This is a genomic window from Mycobacterium gastri (assembly GCF_002102175.1).
GTDB classification, from domain to species: domain Bacteria; phylum Actinomycetota; class Actinomycetes; order Mycobacteriales; family Mycobacteriaceae; genus Mycobacterium; species Mycobacterium gastri.
Genome location: NZ_LQOX01000101.1, coordinates 71189 through 85580, shown reverse-complemented (window position 1 = coordinate 85580; position 14392 = coordinate 71189). Strand labels below are relative to the sequence as shown.

Annotated in this window: 15 protein-coding genes and 2 pseudogenes; 8 read left to right on the top strand and 9 right to left on the bottom strand. The window is 65.4% G+C overall.

The window, feature by feature from the left end:
- Positions 1–67 precede the first annotated feature (67 nt).
- Positions 68–853 carry a 2-keto-4-pentenoate hydratase gene (locus AWC07_RS11515; RefSeq protein ID WP_036406169.1) on the bottom strand — a complete coding sequence of 262 codons (786 nt, stop codon included), beginning with the start codon at positions 851–853 and terminating at the stop codon, positions 68–70.
- A gap of 83 nt (positions 854–936) precedes the next feature.
- On the opposite strand from AWC07_RS11515, the gene kstD reads away from it, so the two are divergent.
- A complete protein-coding gene (kstD, locus tag AWC07_RS11510) occupies positions 937–2631 on the top strand; it encodes a 3-oxosteroid 1-dehydrogenase (RefSeq protein WP_036406366.1) in 1695 nt (564 codons plus the stop codon).
- 1 nt (position 2632) lies between these two features.
- Positions 2633–3514, top strand: coding sequence for a MaoC/PaaZ C-terminal domain-containing protein (locus AWC07_RS11505; RefSeq protein ID WP_036415879.1), 882 nt, complete (start codon positions 2633–2635; stop codon positions 3512–3514).
- A 38-nt stretch (positions 3515–3552) separates the two neighbouring features.
- On the opposite strand, the gene AWC07_RS11500 is transcribed toward AWC07_RS11505, so the two are convergent.
- Positions 3553–4392, bottom strand: coding sequence for a hypothetical protein (locus tag AWC07_RS11500; protein WP_036406171.1), 840 nt, complete (start codon positions 4390–4392; stop codon positions 3553–3555).
- A 150-nt stretch (positions 4393–4542) separates the two neighbouring features.
- On the opposite strand from AWC07_RS11500, the gene AWC07_RS11495 reads away from it, so the two are divergent.
- The 4 genes from AWC07_RS11495 (at position 4543) to AWC07_RS28075 (ending at position 6506) form a co-directional block, all read left to right on the top strand.
- The gene (locus tag AWC07_RS11495) at positions 4543–4800 is read left to right on the top strand and encodes a ribbon-helix-helix domain-containing protein (RefSeq protein WP_036406370.1); all 258 of its coding nucleotides are present in this window, start codon (positions 4543–4545) and stop codon (positions 4798–4800) included.
- On the top strand, positions 4797–5228 hold the full coding sequence (locus AWC07_RS11490; RefSeq protein ID WP_036406174.1) for a type II toxin-antitoxin system VapC family toxin: 432 nt from the start codon (positions 4797–4799) through the stop codon (positions 5226–5228). The genes AWC07_RS11495 and AWC07_RS11490 overlap by 4 nt, the downstream gene beginning before the upstream one ends.
- A 149-nt stretch (positions 5229–5377) precedes the next feature.
- Positions 5378–5650 carry a PE family protein gene (locus tag AWC07_RS28695; protein WP_244187569.1) on the top strand — a complete coding sequence of 91 codons (273 nt, stop codon included), beginning with the start codon at positions 5378–5380 and terminating at the stop codon, positions 5648–5650.
- A 154-nt stretch (positions 5651–5804) separates the two neighbouring features.
- Positions 5805–6506, top strand: coding sequence for a hypothetical protein (locus tag AWC07_RS28075; protein WP_208622401.1), 702 nt, complete (start codon positions 5805–5807; stop codon positions 6504–6506).
- A 21-nt stretch (positions 6507–6527) separates the two neighbouring features.
- Here AWC07_RS28075 and AWC07_RS11480 read toward each other — a convergent pair whose 3' ends face one another.
- The 7 genes and pseudogenes from AWC07_RS11480 to AWC07_RS11455 form a co-directional block, all read right to left on the bottom strand.
- Positions 6528–7700 (bottom strand): lipid-transfer protein, encoded by a 1173-nt coding sequence (locus AWC07_RS11480; RefSeq protein WP_036406177.1) that lies wholly within the window; start codon positions 7698–7700, stop codon positions 6528–6530.
- Entirely contained in the window at positions 7687–8100 is a 414-nt protein-coding gene (locus tag AWC07_RS11475) for a MaoC family dehydratase (RefSeq protein WP_036406180.1), read from the bottom strand. The genes AWC07_RS11480 and AWC07_RS11475 overlap by 14 nt, the downstream gene beginning before the upstream one ends.
- Positions 8097–9044 carry a bifunctional MaoC family dehydratase N-terminal/OB-fold nucleic acid binding domain-containing protein gene (locus tag AWC07_RS11470; protein ID WP_036406183.1) on the bottom strand — a complete coding sequence of 316 codons (948 nt, stop codon included), beginning with the start codon at positions 9042–9044 and terminating at the stop codon, positions 8097–8099. The genes AWC07_RS11475 and AWC07_RS11470 overlap by 4 nt, the downstream gene beginning before the upstream one ends.
- The gene (fadE29, locus tag AWC07_RS11465; RefSeq protein WP_036406186.1) at positions 9041–10204 is read right to left on the bottom strand and encodes an acyl-CoA dehydrogenase FadE29; all 1164 of its coding nucleotides are present in this window, start codon (positions 10202–10204) and stop codon (positions 9041–9043) included. The genes AWC07_RS11470 and fadE29 overlap by 4 nt, the downstream gene beginning before the upstream one ends.
- A gap of 65 nt (positions 10205–10269) precedes the next feature.
- Positions 10270–10386 (bottom strand): annotated as a pseudogene (locus AWC07_RS29795) (2-isopropylmalate synthase); the annotation flags it as partial.
- Positions 10384–11379 (bottom strand): annotated as a pseudogene (locus tag AWC07_RS11460) (acyl-CoA dehydrogenase family protein); the annotation flags it as partial. The pseudogenes AWC07_RS11460 and AWC07_RS29795, both read right to left, overlap by 3 nt.
- Positions 11379–12680, bottom strand: coding sequence for a cytochrome P450 (locus AWC07_RS11455; RefSeq protein WP_051490720.1), 1302 nt, complete (start codon positions 12678–12680; stop codon positions 11379–11381). The gene AWC07_RS11455 and the pseudogene AWC07_RS11460, both read right to left, overlap by 1 nt.
- 172 nt (positions 12681–12852) lie before the next feature.
- Here AWC07_RS11455 and AWC07_RS11450 point away from each other — a divergent pair, with 172 nt between their 5' ends.
- Positions 12853–14013, top strand: a complete 1161-nt coding sequence (locus AWC07_RS11450; protein ID WP_036406189.1) for a steroid 3-ketoacyl-CoA thiolase — start codon at positions 12853–12855, stop codon at positions 14011–14013.
- Positions 14013–14387 carry a DUF8021 domain-containing protein gene (locus tag AWC07_RS11445; protein WP_036406191.1) on the top strand — a complete coding sequence of 125 codons (375 nt, stop codon included), beginning with the start codon at positions 14013–14015 and terminating at the stop codon, positions 14385–14387. The genes AWC07_RS11450 and AWC07_RS11445 overlap by 1 nt, the downstream gene beginning before the upstream one ends.
- Positions 14388–14392 lie beyond the last annotated feature (5 nt).

Below are 14392 nucleotides of genomic sequence, written 5' to 3'. Positions count from 1 at the left end.
GCGATCGCTCCTAACCCTATGCTCGCGACCCGCTGCGCCCGGCTTCGCCGGGCTTGCGATCGCTCCTCTATTCAAACGACAAACGAACAGCGCCGAGTCCGGCGAAGTCGGCGACGAAGTGGTCGCCGGCGCGAGCGTCGATCGCCCGGGTGCAAGAGCCGGGAAGCACCACGTCACCGGCCTTCAGGCGCACGCCAAAACTTTCCACTTTCCGAGCCAACCAAGCCACCGCCGTCACTGGATTACCCAATACTGCATCGCTGCGGCCCCCGGCGACTACCTCTGCGTTGCGGGTCAGTGTCGCCTCAATCGATTTCACGTCGATGTCGGCGGGCGACACCCGCGCCGCGCCCAGCACGAAGCCCGCCGACGACGCGTTGTCGGCAATGGTGTCGCACAGCGCGATCTTCCAGTCGGTGATCCTGGTGTCGATCAACTCGATCGCCGGCACCAGAGCCTCGGTCGCCACCAGCACGTCGTCCTCGGTGCAGTCCGCGCCCGGCAGGTCTGCCGACAAGATGAAACCCACCTCGACCTCGACCCGCGGATACAGATATCTGGCCGCCTTGACCGGCGTGTCCTCGAACACCTGCATCTCGTCCAGCAGATGCCCGTAGTCCGGCTCGTCGACACCCATCATCTGCTGCATGGCTTTGCTCGACAGCCCCACTTTGTGGCCCAGCACCCGGGCGCCCTCGGCGACCCGCTGACGGATGTTGATCAGCTGTATCTCGTAGGCGTCGACGACGTCCATGTCCGGGTGGGCGGCGGTCAGCGGAGCGATCGGCTCACGGCTGCGCTCGGCTTGCGCCAAGTCGGCGGCCAGCTCGTCGCGGGTCGCAACAGTGAGCATTTACCGAAGTCCCCTTGTCTTGCCGACCTCATGGTGACCGGGTCAGTAGCGCCCGACCCGGGCAATTCTATAACGTGTTCTACATGACAGCACAGGACTACGACGTCGTCGTGGTCGGGAGCGGTGGCGCCGGCATGGTGGCAGCGCTGACCGCCGCGCACCGCGGCCTCTCGACAGTAATCGTCGAAAAGGCCGCGCACTACGGCGGATCGACCGCGCGCTCCGGCGGCGGCGTCTGGATTCCCAACAACGAGGTGCTCAAGCGCGCCGGCGTCCACGACAGCTCCGAAGCGGCCCGCACCTATCTGCACGGCATCATCGGTGACGTGTCGACCAGTGGGGTCGAGCCGGAGCGCATCGACGCCTACCTCGAGCGCGGGCCCGAGATGCTGTCGTTCGTGCTGAAGCACACCCCGTTGAAGATGTGCTGGGTGCCGGGCTATTCCGACTATTACCCCGAAGCGCCCGGTGGCCGCCCGAACGGCCGCTCGATCGAGCCCAAGCCGTTCGATGCCCGCAAGCTCGGTCCCGACGAAGCCGCACTGGAACCTCCTTATGGCAAGGTGCCGCTGAATGTGGTTGTGATGCAACAGGACTACGTGCGCCTGAACCAGCTCAAACGCCACCCCCGCGGCGTGTTGCGCAGCCTGAAGGTCGGCGCCCGCACCACCTGGGCCAAGGCCACTGGCAAGCATCTCGTCGGCATGGGCCGGGCCCTGATCGGCCCGCTGCGAATCGGGCTGCGAGAGGCCGGGGTTCAGGTGTTGCTCAACACCGCGCTCACCGACCTCTACGTCGAGGACGGCGTAGTCCGCGGGATCTACGTCAGTGACGCCGGCGCCTCTGAACTTGCTGAGCCGCAGCTGATCCGGGCCCGGCGCGGAGTGATCCTGGCCTGCGGCGGTTTCGAACGCAACGAGCAGATGCGGGTGAAATACCAGCGTGCGCCCATCACCACCGACTGGACCGTTGGCGCCAAGGCGAATACCGGCGACGGCATTGTCGCCGGCGAAAAGCTGGGCGCAGCACTTGATTTGATGGAGGACGCGTGGTGGGGCCCGACGGTACCGCTGGTGGGTGCGCCGTGGTTCGCGTTGTCGGAACGCAATTCGCCCGGGTCGATCATCGTCAACATGTCCGGCAACCGGTTCATGAACGAATCGATGCCCTACGTCGAGGCCTGCCACCACATGTACGGCGGCAAGTACGGGCTGGGTCCCGGACCGGGCGAGAACATTCCCGCCTGGCTGGTGTTCGACCAACAGTACCGGGACCGCTACATCTTTGCCGGACTGCAACCGGGCCAACGTATTCCGCGAAAGTGGCTGGATTCCGGCGTGATCATCCAGGCCGACACGCTGGAGGAACTGGCCACCAAGGCCGGCCTTCCGGTCGACCAGTTCATCGCGACGGTCCAGCGTTTCAACGGCTTTGCCCGGTCCGGCGTCGACACGGACTACCACCGCGGGGAGAGCGCCTACGACCGCTACTACGGTGACCCGACTAACAAGCCGAATCCGAACCTGGGCGAGATCCGGCATGCACCCTACTACGCCGCCAAGATGGTTCCCGGAGACCTGGGCACCAAAGGCGGTATCCGCACCGACGTCCACGGCCGGGCGCTCCGCGACGACGGCAGCATCATCGATGGTCTTTATGCCGCCGGCAATGTCAGCGCGCCGGTGATGGGTCACACCTACCCCGGCCCCGGCGGCACCATCGGGCCGGCGATGACGTTCGGCTACTTGGCCGCACTGCACATCGCGGGAGAGCGCTGACATGCCGATCGACGTCGACGCCGCCCTGAACGCCGTCTTGGATCCTATCGAATTCTCTTGGGCCAGTAGCGATGTCCAGCTCTACCAACTGGCGCTGGGCGCCGGTTCGGATCCGATGGACCCGCGCGAGCTGCGGTATCTGGTCGATGACGCACCGCAGGTGCTGCCCACTTTCGCGACGGTGGCCGCCACCTTCCACGCCACCAAACCGCCGACCGTCCGGTTCCCCGGCATCGACATCGAATTGAGCAAGGTGTTACACGCCTCCGAGCGGGTGGAAGTGCCTGCGCCGCTGCCACCTTCGGGGTCGGCCCGCGCCGTCACCCGGTTCACCGACATCTGGGACAAGGGCAAGGCCGCGGTGATCTGGAGCGAGACGCGAGTGACCACACCCGACGGCGAGCTCCTCTGGACGCAAAAGCGATCGATCTACGCCCGCGGCGAAGGGGGATTCGGCGGCGAACGCGGCCCGTCAACCTCGGACGCCCCGCCGGAGCGGGCACCCGATCTGCAGGTGGCGATGCCGGTGCTGCCGCAGCAGGCGCTGCTCTACCGCCTGTGCGGAGACCGCAATCCCCTGCACTCCGATCCCGAATTCGCCGCTGCCGCAGGCTTTCCCGCGCCCATCCTGCATGGGCTGTGCACCTACGGCATGACCTGCAAGGCCATCACCGACGCGCTACTGGACGGCGACGCCTCAGCCGTCGCGGCCTACGGCGCGCGCTTTGCTGGCGTGGCATACCCCGGCGAAACCCTCACGGTCAACGTATGGAAGGACAACGGCCGCTTTCTAGCCGGCGTTGTCGCGCCCTCGCGCGACAACGCCGTCGTCCTCACCGGTGTCGAGCTGGTGTCCTCTCCCCTTTCTCCCGCCCGGGCGTGACTGCAGCGTCACGTTCGAGCCCGTGTGTGACTGTAGCGTCACATTCGACGCGCACGGGCAGCGCGAACGCGGCGAAGAATCTCGGCGGGCCGATCACCCGCGACCACCCTGACCAAGATCCAGCCGCGACGGTCGACCAGTTCCAGTCGTCGAACATCCCAGGTGTACTGGCGCCTATCACTGCGATGTTGCTCGCCGTCGTACTCGACCGCGACTTTGATGTCCTCCCAACCCATGTCGAGGTAGGCAATAGCATCGCCGAACTCGTTGAGCACCGGAATTTGCGTTTGTGGCCGCGGCAAACCTCCCTGCACCAACACCAACCGCAGCCACGTTTCCTTCGGGGATTGTGCGCCCGCGTCGACGAGATCGAGCGAGACACGAGCACGCTCCAGTCCACGACGCCCACGGTGCCGGGCGGCCAGCAACTCCACGTCTGCCACCTTGAACTCGGTCGCGCGGGCAAGTGCGTCGAGAGCGGCAACCGCTGTTGTCGTTGGATGCCAGCACGCGAGGTCAAGAGCAGTACGCGCCGGCGTGGTAACCGGAATGCCGTCGATCAGTTGGATCTCATCGTCTTCCAGCCGGTCGCCCCAGATCTGCAAGCCCGGCAGCGGGTGACGGTTGTCGTGAATGATGTCCACTGGCCGGTCCTCGTCCACCCAGCTACTGCCATGCAAAGCCGCGGCGGCGAAACCCGCGATGACCCCGCGGCGCCTTGACCAGAGCCAGGCCGCACGTGCCCGCACCGCCTGCGTAAGCTCGGTTCCTTCACTGACGTAGACATCGCCGAACACCCGCGTATAGCCACGCCGCAGCTGGCTAGCTGACGCGATGCCCGCCGCCACTGCCTCACTGCCGATAAAGGGTTCCCTCATGAAACGAACAGTGTGCCAGCGACCACCGACACGGGCCGCCAGCGTGACGCCGCAGTCACGTTCGGGCCCGAACGTGACTGCAGCGTCACGTTGCAAACCCCCGCACGCGGGGCATCATGACAGCATCGTTAGTGATGCTATGATTGCATGATGCGTACCACCGTGACGCTAGATCCTGATGTCATCGCTGCGCTACAGCGCGTGGCCCGTGAGCGGGGCATGTCGTTCAAGGCAGTGCTGAACGACGCGGTGCGGCGTGGATTGAGTGGCGAACCCACCCGTCGCAACTATCACACGCCGAGCCGCGACCTTGGACTGCGGGCCGGAGTCGATATCGACAGAGCGTTGGCGTTGGCCGCGGGAGACGAGGACGCGGAGATCTTGCGAAAGCTTGCGCTTCGCAAATGAAACTGCTTGACCTCAACCTCCTCATCTATGCAATCGATGAGTCGACGGCTCGTCACGAGGCGGCACGCGAGTGGCTGGATGACACGTTGTCGGGTTCGGCGACCGTCGCTTTCGCATGGCACGTCCTTGTCGGTTTTGTCCGGTTATCCACCCGCGCAGCGATATTCGAGCGGCCCTTGACCGTCGACGAGTCCTTCGACGTCGTTGACGGATGGTTGGCCCAACCCTGTGTGACGGTCGTGCATCCCACGGATCGCCACGCAGCCGTTCTGCGCGGGTTGCTTACCCCGCTTGGCACGGCTGGAAATCTGACCAGCGACGCGCATCTGGCTGCTTTGGCTATCGAACACGGTGCCGAACTGTGTTCCACCGATGTCGACTTCAGTCGCTTCTCAGGTGTGCGGTGGACCGATCCGCTACAAACGTAGACCCGAGCTCAAACCGGCCAGCGCCTTTCGAGAACCTGGGTACCATTTCCTAGCTGTCCCGAGGTTGTCGGGCCATCGGGGATTGGAACGGCCGATGTCGCCGTACGTGCTCGCGGCACCCGAGGCTTTAGCCCGGGCGTCGGGAGATTTTGACCGGGATCGAGGCGGCGATCAAGGGGGCCGCCGCTGCGGCGGCGCCGCCGACCACGGGGATCGTCGCGGCGGCCGGCGACGAGGTGTCGGCGGCCATCGCCGGTCTTTTTGGCCGCTACGCCCAAGAGTTTGAGGCGCTGAGCACGCAGACGACACTGTTTCACGCCGAGTTTGTGCGTGCGTTGAGCGCGGCCGGGGCCCATATGCGGCCGCCGAGACCGCGAATGCCTCGCCGCTGCGCGCGCTGCTGCAAAAGGCCGAAAGTCTAGGGATTTTCGCACCCATAGAGCGGCTGATCGGGCTTCCGTTGTTCGGTAACGGCCCCACCGGGGGTACCGGGGCCGTCGGCGCAACTCAGCCGAGCACGTTGCTGAACACTGCCACCAACGAGGCGGGCGTCCGGCGCAGCAGACCAACAGCATCGTGGTTACTCCCACCGTGCCGTCCATTCCATTGCCGTTCGGACTGTGGATAGGCAGCCCGCAGATGCAGCAGGGCGTGGCCTCGTTGTTCCTCGGCCCGGAAGCGGCGCTGAACATCAGCGCGAACCAGGCCGGATACCAGGGGACGCTACCGAAGGATTTCATCCTGTCCGGACACTCCGCCGGTGGTGGCCTCGCTACGATCGCCGCCGGCGATTACCTCGCAGACCTCGGGGCGAACCCCAACCACCTGCGCGGTGTGGTGATGTTTGACGGGGTCGCCTCCAATGCCACGGCCTTCGGGGCGGCGATAACCAACCTGAAGACGTTGAATATCCCCGACTACGTGGTGGCCGCGCCGCCCCAGCCGTGGAATGCCTTCGGCGGCACCACGAATCAACTGGTCAGTCTGTACCCGGGACAGTTCGTCGGGGTCGAGATTGTCAACGGCTCGCATGTCGACTCCATCCTGGGCGGAAATCCCTTGGTAGACTTCGCCGCCCAGCTGCTTACCGGGTTCTCACCGCCCGGCGCCACCGCGGCGGTGTACACCCTGTCTTCGGGTTGGATCAACGACCTCTGGGCCGGGGCGACCCCGGCCAGCCCGATCTACGGCATTTACGGACCCACCGGCGGCTACGTCACCCCCGGCGGCCAGGCGATCATCCTGGGCCCGGCCAGCGGAATCGTCCTGCCGGTGTAATCGCCGGGGCCGCCCCGCGCTTCACCCCAAAATCAACCCGGACGTGGGAACCCCCGTTCCCGCGGTGACCAGCACGTGCTCGACGTCGGGCACCGGGTTCACCGAGGTACCCCGCAACTGCCGCACCCCCTCCGCGATGCCGTTCATCCCGTGGATGTAGGCCTCGCCGAGCTGGCCACCGTGAGTGTTGATCGGCAGCCGTCCACCCACCTCGATCGCGTCGTCGGCGATGAAATCTTTGGCTTCACCGCGGCCGCAGAATCCCAACTCCTCCAACTGAATCAGCGTGAACGGGGTGAAGTGGTCGTAGAGCACCGCGGTCTGGATGTCGGCCGGCGACAGTCCCGATTGCGCCCACAGCTGCCGGCCCACCAGACCCATCTCGGGCAGACCGTCGAGTTCGGGCCGGTAGTAGCTGACCATGGTGTACTGATCCGGGCTCGACCCTTGCGACGCCGCTTCGATGACCGCGGGCCGCTGCTTGAGATCACGCGCGCGCTCAACCGATGTCACCACGATCGCCACCGCGCCGTCGGTCTCCTGACAGCAGTCCAGCAACCGCAACGGTTCGGCGATCCATCGCGAATTCTGGTGATCCTCAATGGTTATCGGCTTCTGATAGAAGTACGCCTTCGGATTGTTGGCGGCGTGCTTGCGGTCGGCCACCGAGATCACGCCGAAGTCCCGGCTGGTCGCACCCGACAGATGCATGTAGCGCCGGGCGATCATGGCGACCTGCGCTGCCGGGGTCGAAAGTCCGTGCGGATACGAGAAGGAGTTGTCGGCTGCAGTCGAATCAGCCTGCGCACCAGCGTTTCCCACGAGACGGGTCTGCACCTGGCCGAATCGCATGCCGGACCGCTCGTTGAACGCCCGGTAGGCCACCACGACGTCGGCCACCCCGGTCGCGACGGCCATCGCGGCGTGCTGGATGGTCGCGCACGCGGCACCACCGCCATAATGGATCTTGGAAAAAAACTTCAGCTCACCAATGCCGACCGCGCGCGCCACCGCGATCTCGGTGTTGGTGTCCATCGTGAATGTGGTCAACCCGTCGACGTCCGCCGGACTCAACCCGGCATCGTCCAACGCATCCAGCACCGCCTCTGCCGCCAGCCTCAGCTCGCTGCGGCCGGAGTCCTTGGAGAAGTCGGTGGCGCCGATGCCGACGATGGCGGCCTTACCGGACAACACTAGGCATCCCCCACTTCAGCTTCACCGTCGCGATCACGTGATCGCCAAGGCTGTTGCGGCCCAGCACCTTTACCGTGATCACGCCAGCTTCGACTGCGGTCACCTCGCCGGAGAACGTGACCGTGTCGTAGGCGTACCACGGCACCCCCAGCCGCAGCCCGATCGACTTGATCAGCGCCGACGGCCCCGCCCAGTCGGTGACGTACCTTTGCACCAGTCCGGTGTCGGTGAGGATGTTGACGAAGATGTCCTTGGAACCCTTGGCCTGCGCCTTGTCCCGGTCGTGATGTACGTCCTGAAAGTCGCGGGTGGCCAACGCCGTCGAGATGATGAACGTGGGGTCGCCATACAGTTTCAGCTCGGGCAGCTGCGCGCCTACCTCGATAGCCGGGGCGCTCATGTGTTTGGCTCCCAGGCGTATAGCGTCCACTCCGGGCCGGAATCACTCGCCGGGACGTCGATATACATTGCGCGAACCGGCATTCCGATCTCCACTGTTGACGAATCGATATTGCGCAGCTCACCCAGCATGCGCGCGCCTTCCTCGAGTTCAACCAGCGCAATCACGAAAGGCGGTGTGCGGCCGGGCACCTTCGGGGCGTGGTGCACCACGTAACTGAACACCGTGCCACGGCCGCTGGACACCACATAGTCGATCGGCGCCGACTTGTCCTGCCACACCGCCGGAACCGGAGGATGCTGCAAGCTGCCGTCGGGCAGCCGTTGGATGCGTAACTCGTGAGCTGCAACCCCTTCCCAGAAGAACGCGGTGTCACGCGACAGCGACGGCCGCATCATCGCATCGGGGTCCAGGTCTTCGGGCACTGCCGCGTCGGCCGACCCGGCGGGTCTGAATTTGAGGATGCGCCAATCCATTTCAGCGACGTCCTCGTCGCCGACGCGCCAGACGGAGCGCTGGTTGATGAACCAGCCTTCGCCGAGCGCGGTCTGCTTGGGCCCGACGACGTCACCGAGTTCGGCGGTGATGGTAACGTGCTCGCCGGGCCGCAGATACCGGTGATAGGTCTGCTCACAGTTGGTGGCAACCACACCGATATAGCCCGCCTCGTCGAACAGCTTCATGACCGGACCCAGTGGGTCGTCCTTCGGACGTTGCCCACCCAGGCCGTACATCGTCCAGACCTGGATCATCGCCGGTGGCGCGACAATTCCGGGGTGGCCGGCAGCGCGGGCGGCATCGTCGTCGACGTAGATCGGGTTGCGATCGCCGATGGCCTCTGTCCAGTTGTTGATCATCGGCTGGTTCACCGGATCCCGGGCGGCGCGCGGCTTACTACTGCCGGCCGCCTTGATCTGCGTGATGGCTTCGCGGATATCGGTCATCGGGGCACCCTCGGCACCTTGAGGCCCGATGCGGCGATCATCTCGCGCATCACTTCGTTGACGCCGCCGCCGAAGGTGATCACCAGATTGCGTTTGGTCTGGGAGTCCAGCCATTCGAGCAGCTCGGCGGTGCCGGGTTCGGCGGGGTTGCCGTACTTGCCGACGATCTCCTCGGCAAGTCGGCCGATACGCTGAACACGTTCGGTGCCAAACACTTTCGTTGCGGCGGCGTCGGCCACGTTGATATCCTCGCCCGCGGCGGCCACCTGCCAATTGAGCAACTCGTTGATCCGCCACGTCGCGTGGATCTCACCGAGCCCACGTTTGACGTCGTCGTGGTCGATCGGCGCGACGCCGTTGGCGCCCGGCTTGCATGCCCAGCTGTGCACCCGGTCGTAGATGCTGGCGAAGCGGCCGGCCGGGCCCAGCATCACCCGCTCGTTATTGAGCTGGGTGGTGATCAGCCGCCAGCCGCCGTTCTCCTCACCGACGAGCATGTCGACCGGCACCCGCACGTCGTTGTAGTAGGTGGCGTTGGTGTGGTGGGCGCCGTCGGACAGGATGATCGGCGTCCACGAGTAGCCCGGATCCTTGGTGTCGGCTATCAAAATCGAAATGCCTTTGTGCTTAACGGCTTCCGGGTCAGTGCGGCAGGCCAGCCAGATGTAGTCCGCGTCATGGGCGCCGGTGGTGAAGATCTTTTGGCCGTTGACGATGTACTCGTCACCCTGGCGCACGGCGGTGGTCCGCAACGACGCCAGGTCGGTGCCGGCTTCGGGCTCGGTGTAGCCGATGGCGAAGTGCACCTCGCCCGCGAGGATCGCCGGCAGGAACTTCTTCTTCTGCATCTCGCTGCCATACACCTGCAGGGTGGGACCCACGGTCTGCAGCGTCACGGCGGGCAGCGGCACGTCGGCCCGATGCGCCTCGTTGACGAAGATCTGCTGCTCGATCGGGCCAAACCCGCGGCCGCCGAACTCCTTTGGCCACCCGACGCCGAGCATGCCGTCGCGGCCCATCCGCCGGATCACCGCGCGGTATGCGGCGCCGTGCCGGTCCTTCTCCATTTCTTTGGCCTCGTCGGGCGAGATCAAATTCGAGAAGTATTGCCGTATCTCGGCTTGCAGCTGCCGCTGCTCGACAGTCAGGTCGATGAACATTACGCTCCCACGGGGTCGTCTGCGTGGCGACCCGCCGCGCCCGGCTTCGCCGCGCTTGCGATCGCCACGGGGTCGTCTGCGTGGCGACCCGCCGCACCCGGCTGCGCCGCGCTTGCGATCGCCACGGGGTCGTCTGCGTGGCGACCCGCCGCGCCCGGCTTCGCCGCGCTTGCGATCGCCACCAGCTCAAGACGGTGCGACGGCCCTCCCAGCAACCGGGTCAGGTCTTTGATCGTGGAGTAATACCGGTGCATCGGATAGGTGATATCCATTCCCATACCCCCGTGCAGGTGATGACAGATCTGCATCACCGGCGGCGCCTGCGATGTCAACCAGTACCCCAGCACACCGAGGTCGTCATCAGCGTCACGACCTTCAGACAGTCGCCAGATCACCGACTTTGCCGCCAAATCGATGGTGCGCGAAGCGATGTAGACCTCGGCGAGCTGCGCTGCCACGGTCTGGAAAGTAGACAGCGGTTTGCCGAACTGCTTCCGGTTGGCCACGTAGTCAGCGGTCAACCGCAACGCCCCGGCCACCAGCCCGTCGGCGTACGCACCCACCATCGCCAAAGCCAGCTGATTGACCCGGTGCGCCGTCGCACCCGCGAGAACGTCGGCGTCGGCAACCACCACGTCGCTGAACGTCACCGAGTACTCGTCCGAACCGTTCGACGTCGGCGTGCGCACCAGCTGCACGCCTTCGGCTTTCGGTGACACCACCACGACCGCATTGTCGGCGGTAACGACCATCCAGTCCGCTTGCTCGGCATATCCCACACCAATCTTGGTGCCCGACAACCTACTTCCGGCAAAGCTAGTGGACGGCCGGTCGGGCAATGGTGCGCCCGGCTCGTTGAGCGCCGCGGTCAGCACCGACCCCTCGGGGACCCCGGCCAGGTAACGGTCCTGCTGCTCATCGGAGGCCAGATCGAGCAACGGCACCACACCCAGGCCCAGGGTCGCCAATGCCGGGGTAATGGCAGCGCGCCGCCCGACTTCGGTCAGCACGGTCCCGACCTCGAGCAGGCCCACGCCGTCGCCACCGAGCCGTTCCGGCACCGGCAACGCCGTCACGCCCCCGTCGACCAGCGCAGCCCAGGAGGTATCCCGCTGCAGCACCGACGTGACCACGTCGGCCACCGCCTGCTGTTCCGCAGTGAGATCGAAGTCCATCACCGCGCCGCGCGGCTCGGGACACCGCCCGCCACCGCACTGGGCGTACTGGCGGCTACCGGGCACTTGCCGGCGTAGTCGACCTGCCAGTGCTTGATGCCGTTGAGCCAGCCCGACCGCAGCCGCTCCGGCGCCGCGATCGGCTTGAGGTCCGGCATATGGTCGGCGATGGCGTTGAACATCAGGTTGATGGTCAGCCGGGCCAAGTTGGCTCCGATGCAGTAATGCTCGCCGGTGCCGCCGAAGCCCACATGCGGGTTGGGATTGCGCAAGATGTTGAACGTGTAGGGGTCTTCGAAGACCTCTTCGTCGAAGTTCGCCGAGCGGTAGAACATCACCACCCGCTGGCCCTTCTTGATCTGCACCCCGGACAACTCGTAGTCCTGCCGCGCGGTCCGCTGGAAACAGGTGACCGGAGTGGCCCAGCGGACGATCTCGTCGGCGGCGGTCTCCGGACGCTCGTTCTTGTACAGCTCCCACTGATCGGGGTGGTCCGCGAACGCCATCATGCCCTGGGTGATGGAATTGCGACTGGTCTCGTTGCCGGCCACCGCGAGCATCACCACGAAGAAGCCGAACTCGTCGTCGGAGAGCTTTTCGCCATCGATGTCGGCCTCGATCAGCTGCGTCACGATGTCGTCGCCCGGCTTCTTGGCCTTGTCCTCGGCCATCTTCATCGCATAGCTGATCAACTCCACCGAGGACGCTTTCGGGTCGACATGCGCGAATTCCGGGTCTTCGGTGCCGGTCATCTCGTTCGACCAGTGGAACAGCTTCCCGCGATCCTCCTGCGGCACACCCAGCAGACCCGCGATCGCCTGCAGCGGCAGCTCACACGACACCTGCTCGACGAAGTCGCCCGAACCCTCGGCTGCGGCCGCTTTGGCAATCTTGTGGGCACGTTCGCTGAGTTCGGCCTCCAGGCGTCCGATGGCCCTCGGCGTGAACCCGCGCGAGATGATCTTGCGCAGCCGGGTGTGGTGGGGCGCGTCCTGGTTGAGCATGACGAACCGCTGCACCTCGATGTCCTCGCGGGCGATGTCATTGTGGAATCGCGGAATCACGGTGTTCTCCCAGCTGGAGAACACGTCGCTGCGCCGCGACACCTCCTTGACGTCCTTGAGCTTGGTGATCGCCCAGAAGCCGCCGTCGTGGTAGCCGCCGCCGTGCCCCGGTGCCTGCTCGTTCCACCAGATCGGCGCGGACGCCCGCAATTCGGCGAACTCGGCGACCGGAAGCCGCTCGGCGTAGATGTCAGGGTCGGTGAAATCGAACCCGGGAGGAAGATTGGGGCAAGGCACGGTACTTCTCCTAACTGCAGTCTTCGCTGACCAAGTTTGCGCCAGGCGAGCCAACGGACACTAGTCGTCCTAGTGATACTCTCTTGCCAGTAAAACATGCCTTCACCGCATACAAAAGGCTACAAGGCATCGTCGCTTGTCAGAGTAATGAAACGTGTTCTAGCCTGGCTCCATGGGTAACCCGGTAATCGTCGAGGCCACGCGCAGTCCGATCGGCAAGCGAAATGGGTGGCTGTCAGGTCTGCACGCCACCGAGCTGCTGGGAGCGGTGCAGAAGGCACTGGTGCACAAGGCCGGCATTCAAGCCGGAGATGTCGAACAGGTCATCGGCGGCTGCGTGACCCAATTCGCGGAGCAGTCCAACAACATCAGCCGCACCGCGTGGCTGACCGTGGGGTTGCCCGACCACGTCGGCGCCACCACTGTCGACTGCCAGTGCGGCAGCGGGCAGCAGGCCAATCACCTGATCGCCGGACTGATCGCAGTCGGCGCGATCGACGTCGGCATCGCCTGCGGAATCGAGGCGATGAGCCGGGTCGGCCTGGGCGCCAACGCGGGGCCGGACCGCAACTGGCGGGCGGAGTCATGGGACATCGACATGCCCAACCAGTTCGAGGCCGCCGAGCGAATCGCCAAGCGCCGCGGCATCACCCGCGAGGACATCGACGCCTTCGGGTTCGAGTCGCAGCTACGCGCCAAGCGCGCCTGGGACGAGGGCCGCTTCGACCGGGAAATCTCGCCCATCGAGGCGCCGGTGCTCGACGAGCAAAAGCAACCCACCAGCGAGCGCCATATGGTCGGCCGCGACCAGGGTCTGCGGGAGACCACCATGGAGGGGCTGAGCCAGCTGAAGCCGATGCTGGAGGGCGGCATTCACACCGCGGGCACGTCATCGCAGATCTCCGACGGCGCGGCCGCGGTGTTATGGATGGACGAAGACAAAGCCAAGGCACTCGGCTTGAAGCCGCGCGCCCGGATCGTCAGCCAGGCCCTCGTCGGCGCCGAGCCCTACTACCACCTGGATGGTCCGGTGCAGTCGACGGCGAAGGTGCTCGAAAAGGCCGGCATGAAGATGGGCGACATCGACATCACCGAGATCAACGAGGCTTTCGCCTCCGTGGTGCTGTCCTGGGCGCGGGTCCATGAGCCGGACATGGACCGGGTCAACGTCAACGGCGGCGCGATCGCCTTGGGCCATCCGGTGGGGTGCACCGGCAGCCGGCTGATCACCACTGCATTGCACGAGCTCGAGCGGACGGACCAAAGCACCGCGCTGATCACCATGTGCGCCGGCGGTGCCCTGGCCACCGGGACCATCATCGAACGAATCTGATGGCGGCCTCCGACGAAGACCGCATCGCCGCGGCGCAGGCCTACATCGACGCTCTGGTCAGCCATGATGCCGACAAGGTGCCGTTCGCACCCGGCTGCACCCGGGTCGAGCAGGGCGTCAAGACCGGGTTTTCCGGTAGTCACCTGCGGCGCAGCCTCAACCGAGGTCCCCAATTCCGCGTCATCGCGGCCACAACTCACCCGGAATACACCATCACCGGCGACGAAGTGCGTGCGCGTTACGACGTGTTGACCAAGGTCGCATTCGCCGGGCGGCGGATCGCGTCACGCGTGGACGAGACGTTTTTGATACCCGCCGAGGACGGGTTGATCCATCACATCAGGGCCAGCTTGCGGCCATTCGTTCAGCGGTAGCGCGC

Bases quoted from the DNA above. Each gene is read 5' to 3' on its own strand.
- AWC07_RS11500 (WP_036406171.1), bottom strand. From the start codon at position 4,392: ATGAGGGAACCCTTTATCGGCAGTGAGGCAGTGGCGGCGGGCATCGCG.
- kstD (WP_036406366.1), top strand. From the start codon at position 937: ATGACAGCACAGGACTACGACGTCGTCGTGGTCGGGAGCGGTGGCGCC.
- AWC07_RS11490 (WP_036406174.1), top strand. From the start codon at position 4,797: ATGAAACTGCTTGACCTCAACCTCCTCATCTATGCAATCGATGAGTCG.
- fadE29 (WP_036406186.1), bottom strand. From the start codon at position 10,204: ATGTTCATCGACCTGACTGTCGAGCAGCGGCAGCTGCAAGCCGAGATA.
- AWC07_RS11515 (WP_036406169.1), bottom strand. From the start codon at position 853: ATGCTCACTGTTGCGACCCGCGACGAGCTGGCCGCCGACTTGGCGCAA.
- AWC07_RS11495 (WP_036406370.1), top strand. From the start codon at position 4,543: ATGCGTACCACCGTGACGCTAGATCCTGATGTCATCGCTGCGCTACAG.
- AWC07_RS11470 (WP_036406183.1), bottom strand. From the start codon at position 9,044: ATGACCGATATCCGCGAAGCCATCACGCAGATCAAGGCGGCCGGCAGT.
- AWC07_RS11450 (WP_036406189.1), top strand. From the start codon at position 12,853: ATGGGTAACCCGGTAATCGTCGAGGCCACGCGCAGTCCGATCGGCAAG.
- AWC07_RS11445 (WP_036406191.1), top strand. From the start codon at position 14,013: ATGGCGGCCTCCGACGAAGACCGCATCGCCGCGGCGCAGGCCTACATC.
- AWC07_RS11475 (WP_036406180.1), bottom strand. From the start codon at position 8,100: ATGAGCGCCCCGGCTATCGAGGTAGGCGCGCAGCTGCCCGAGCTGAAA.
- AWC07_RS11505 (WP_036415879.1), top strand. From the start codon at position 2,633: ATGCCGATCGACGTCGACGCCGCCCTGAACGCCGTCTTGGATCCTATC.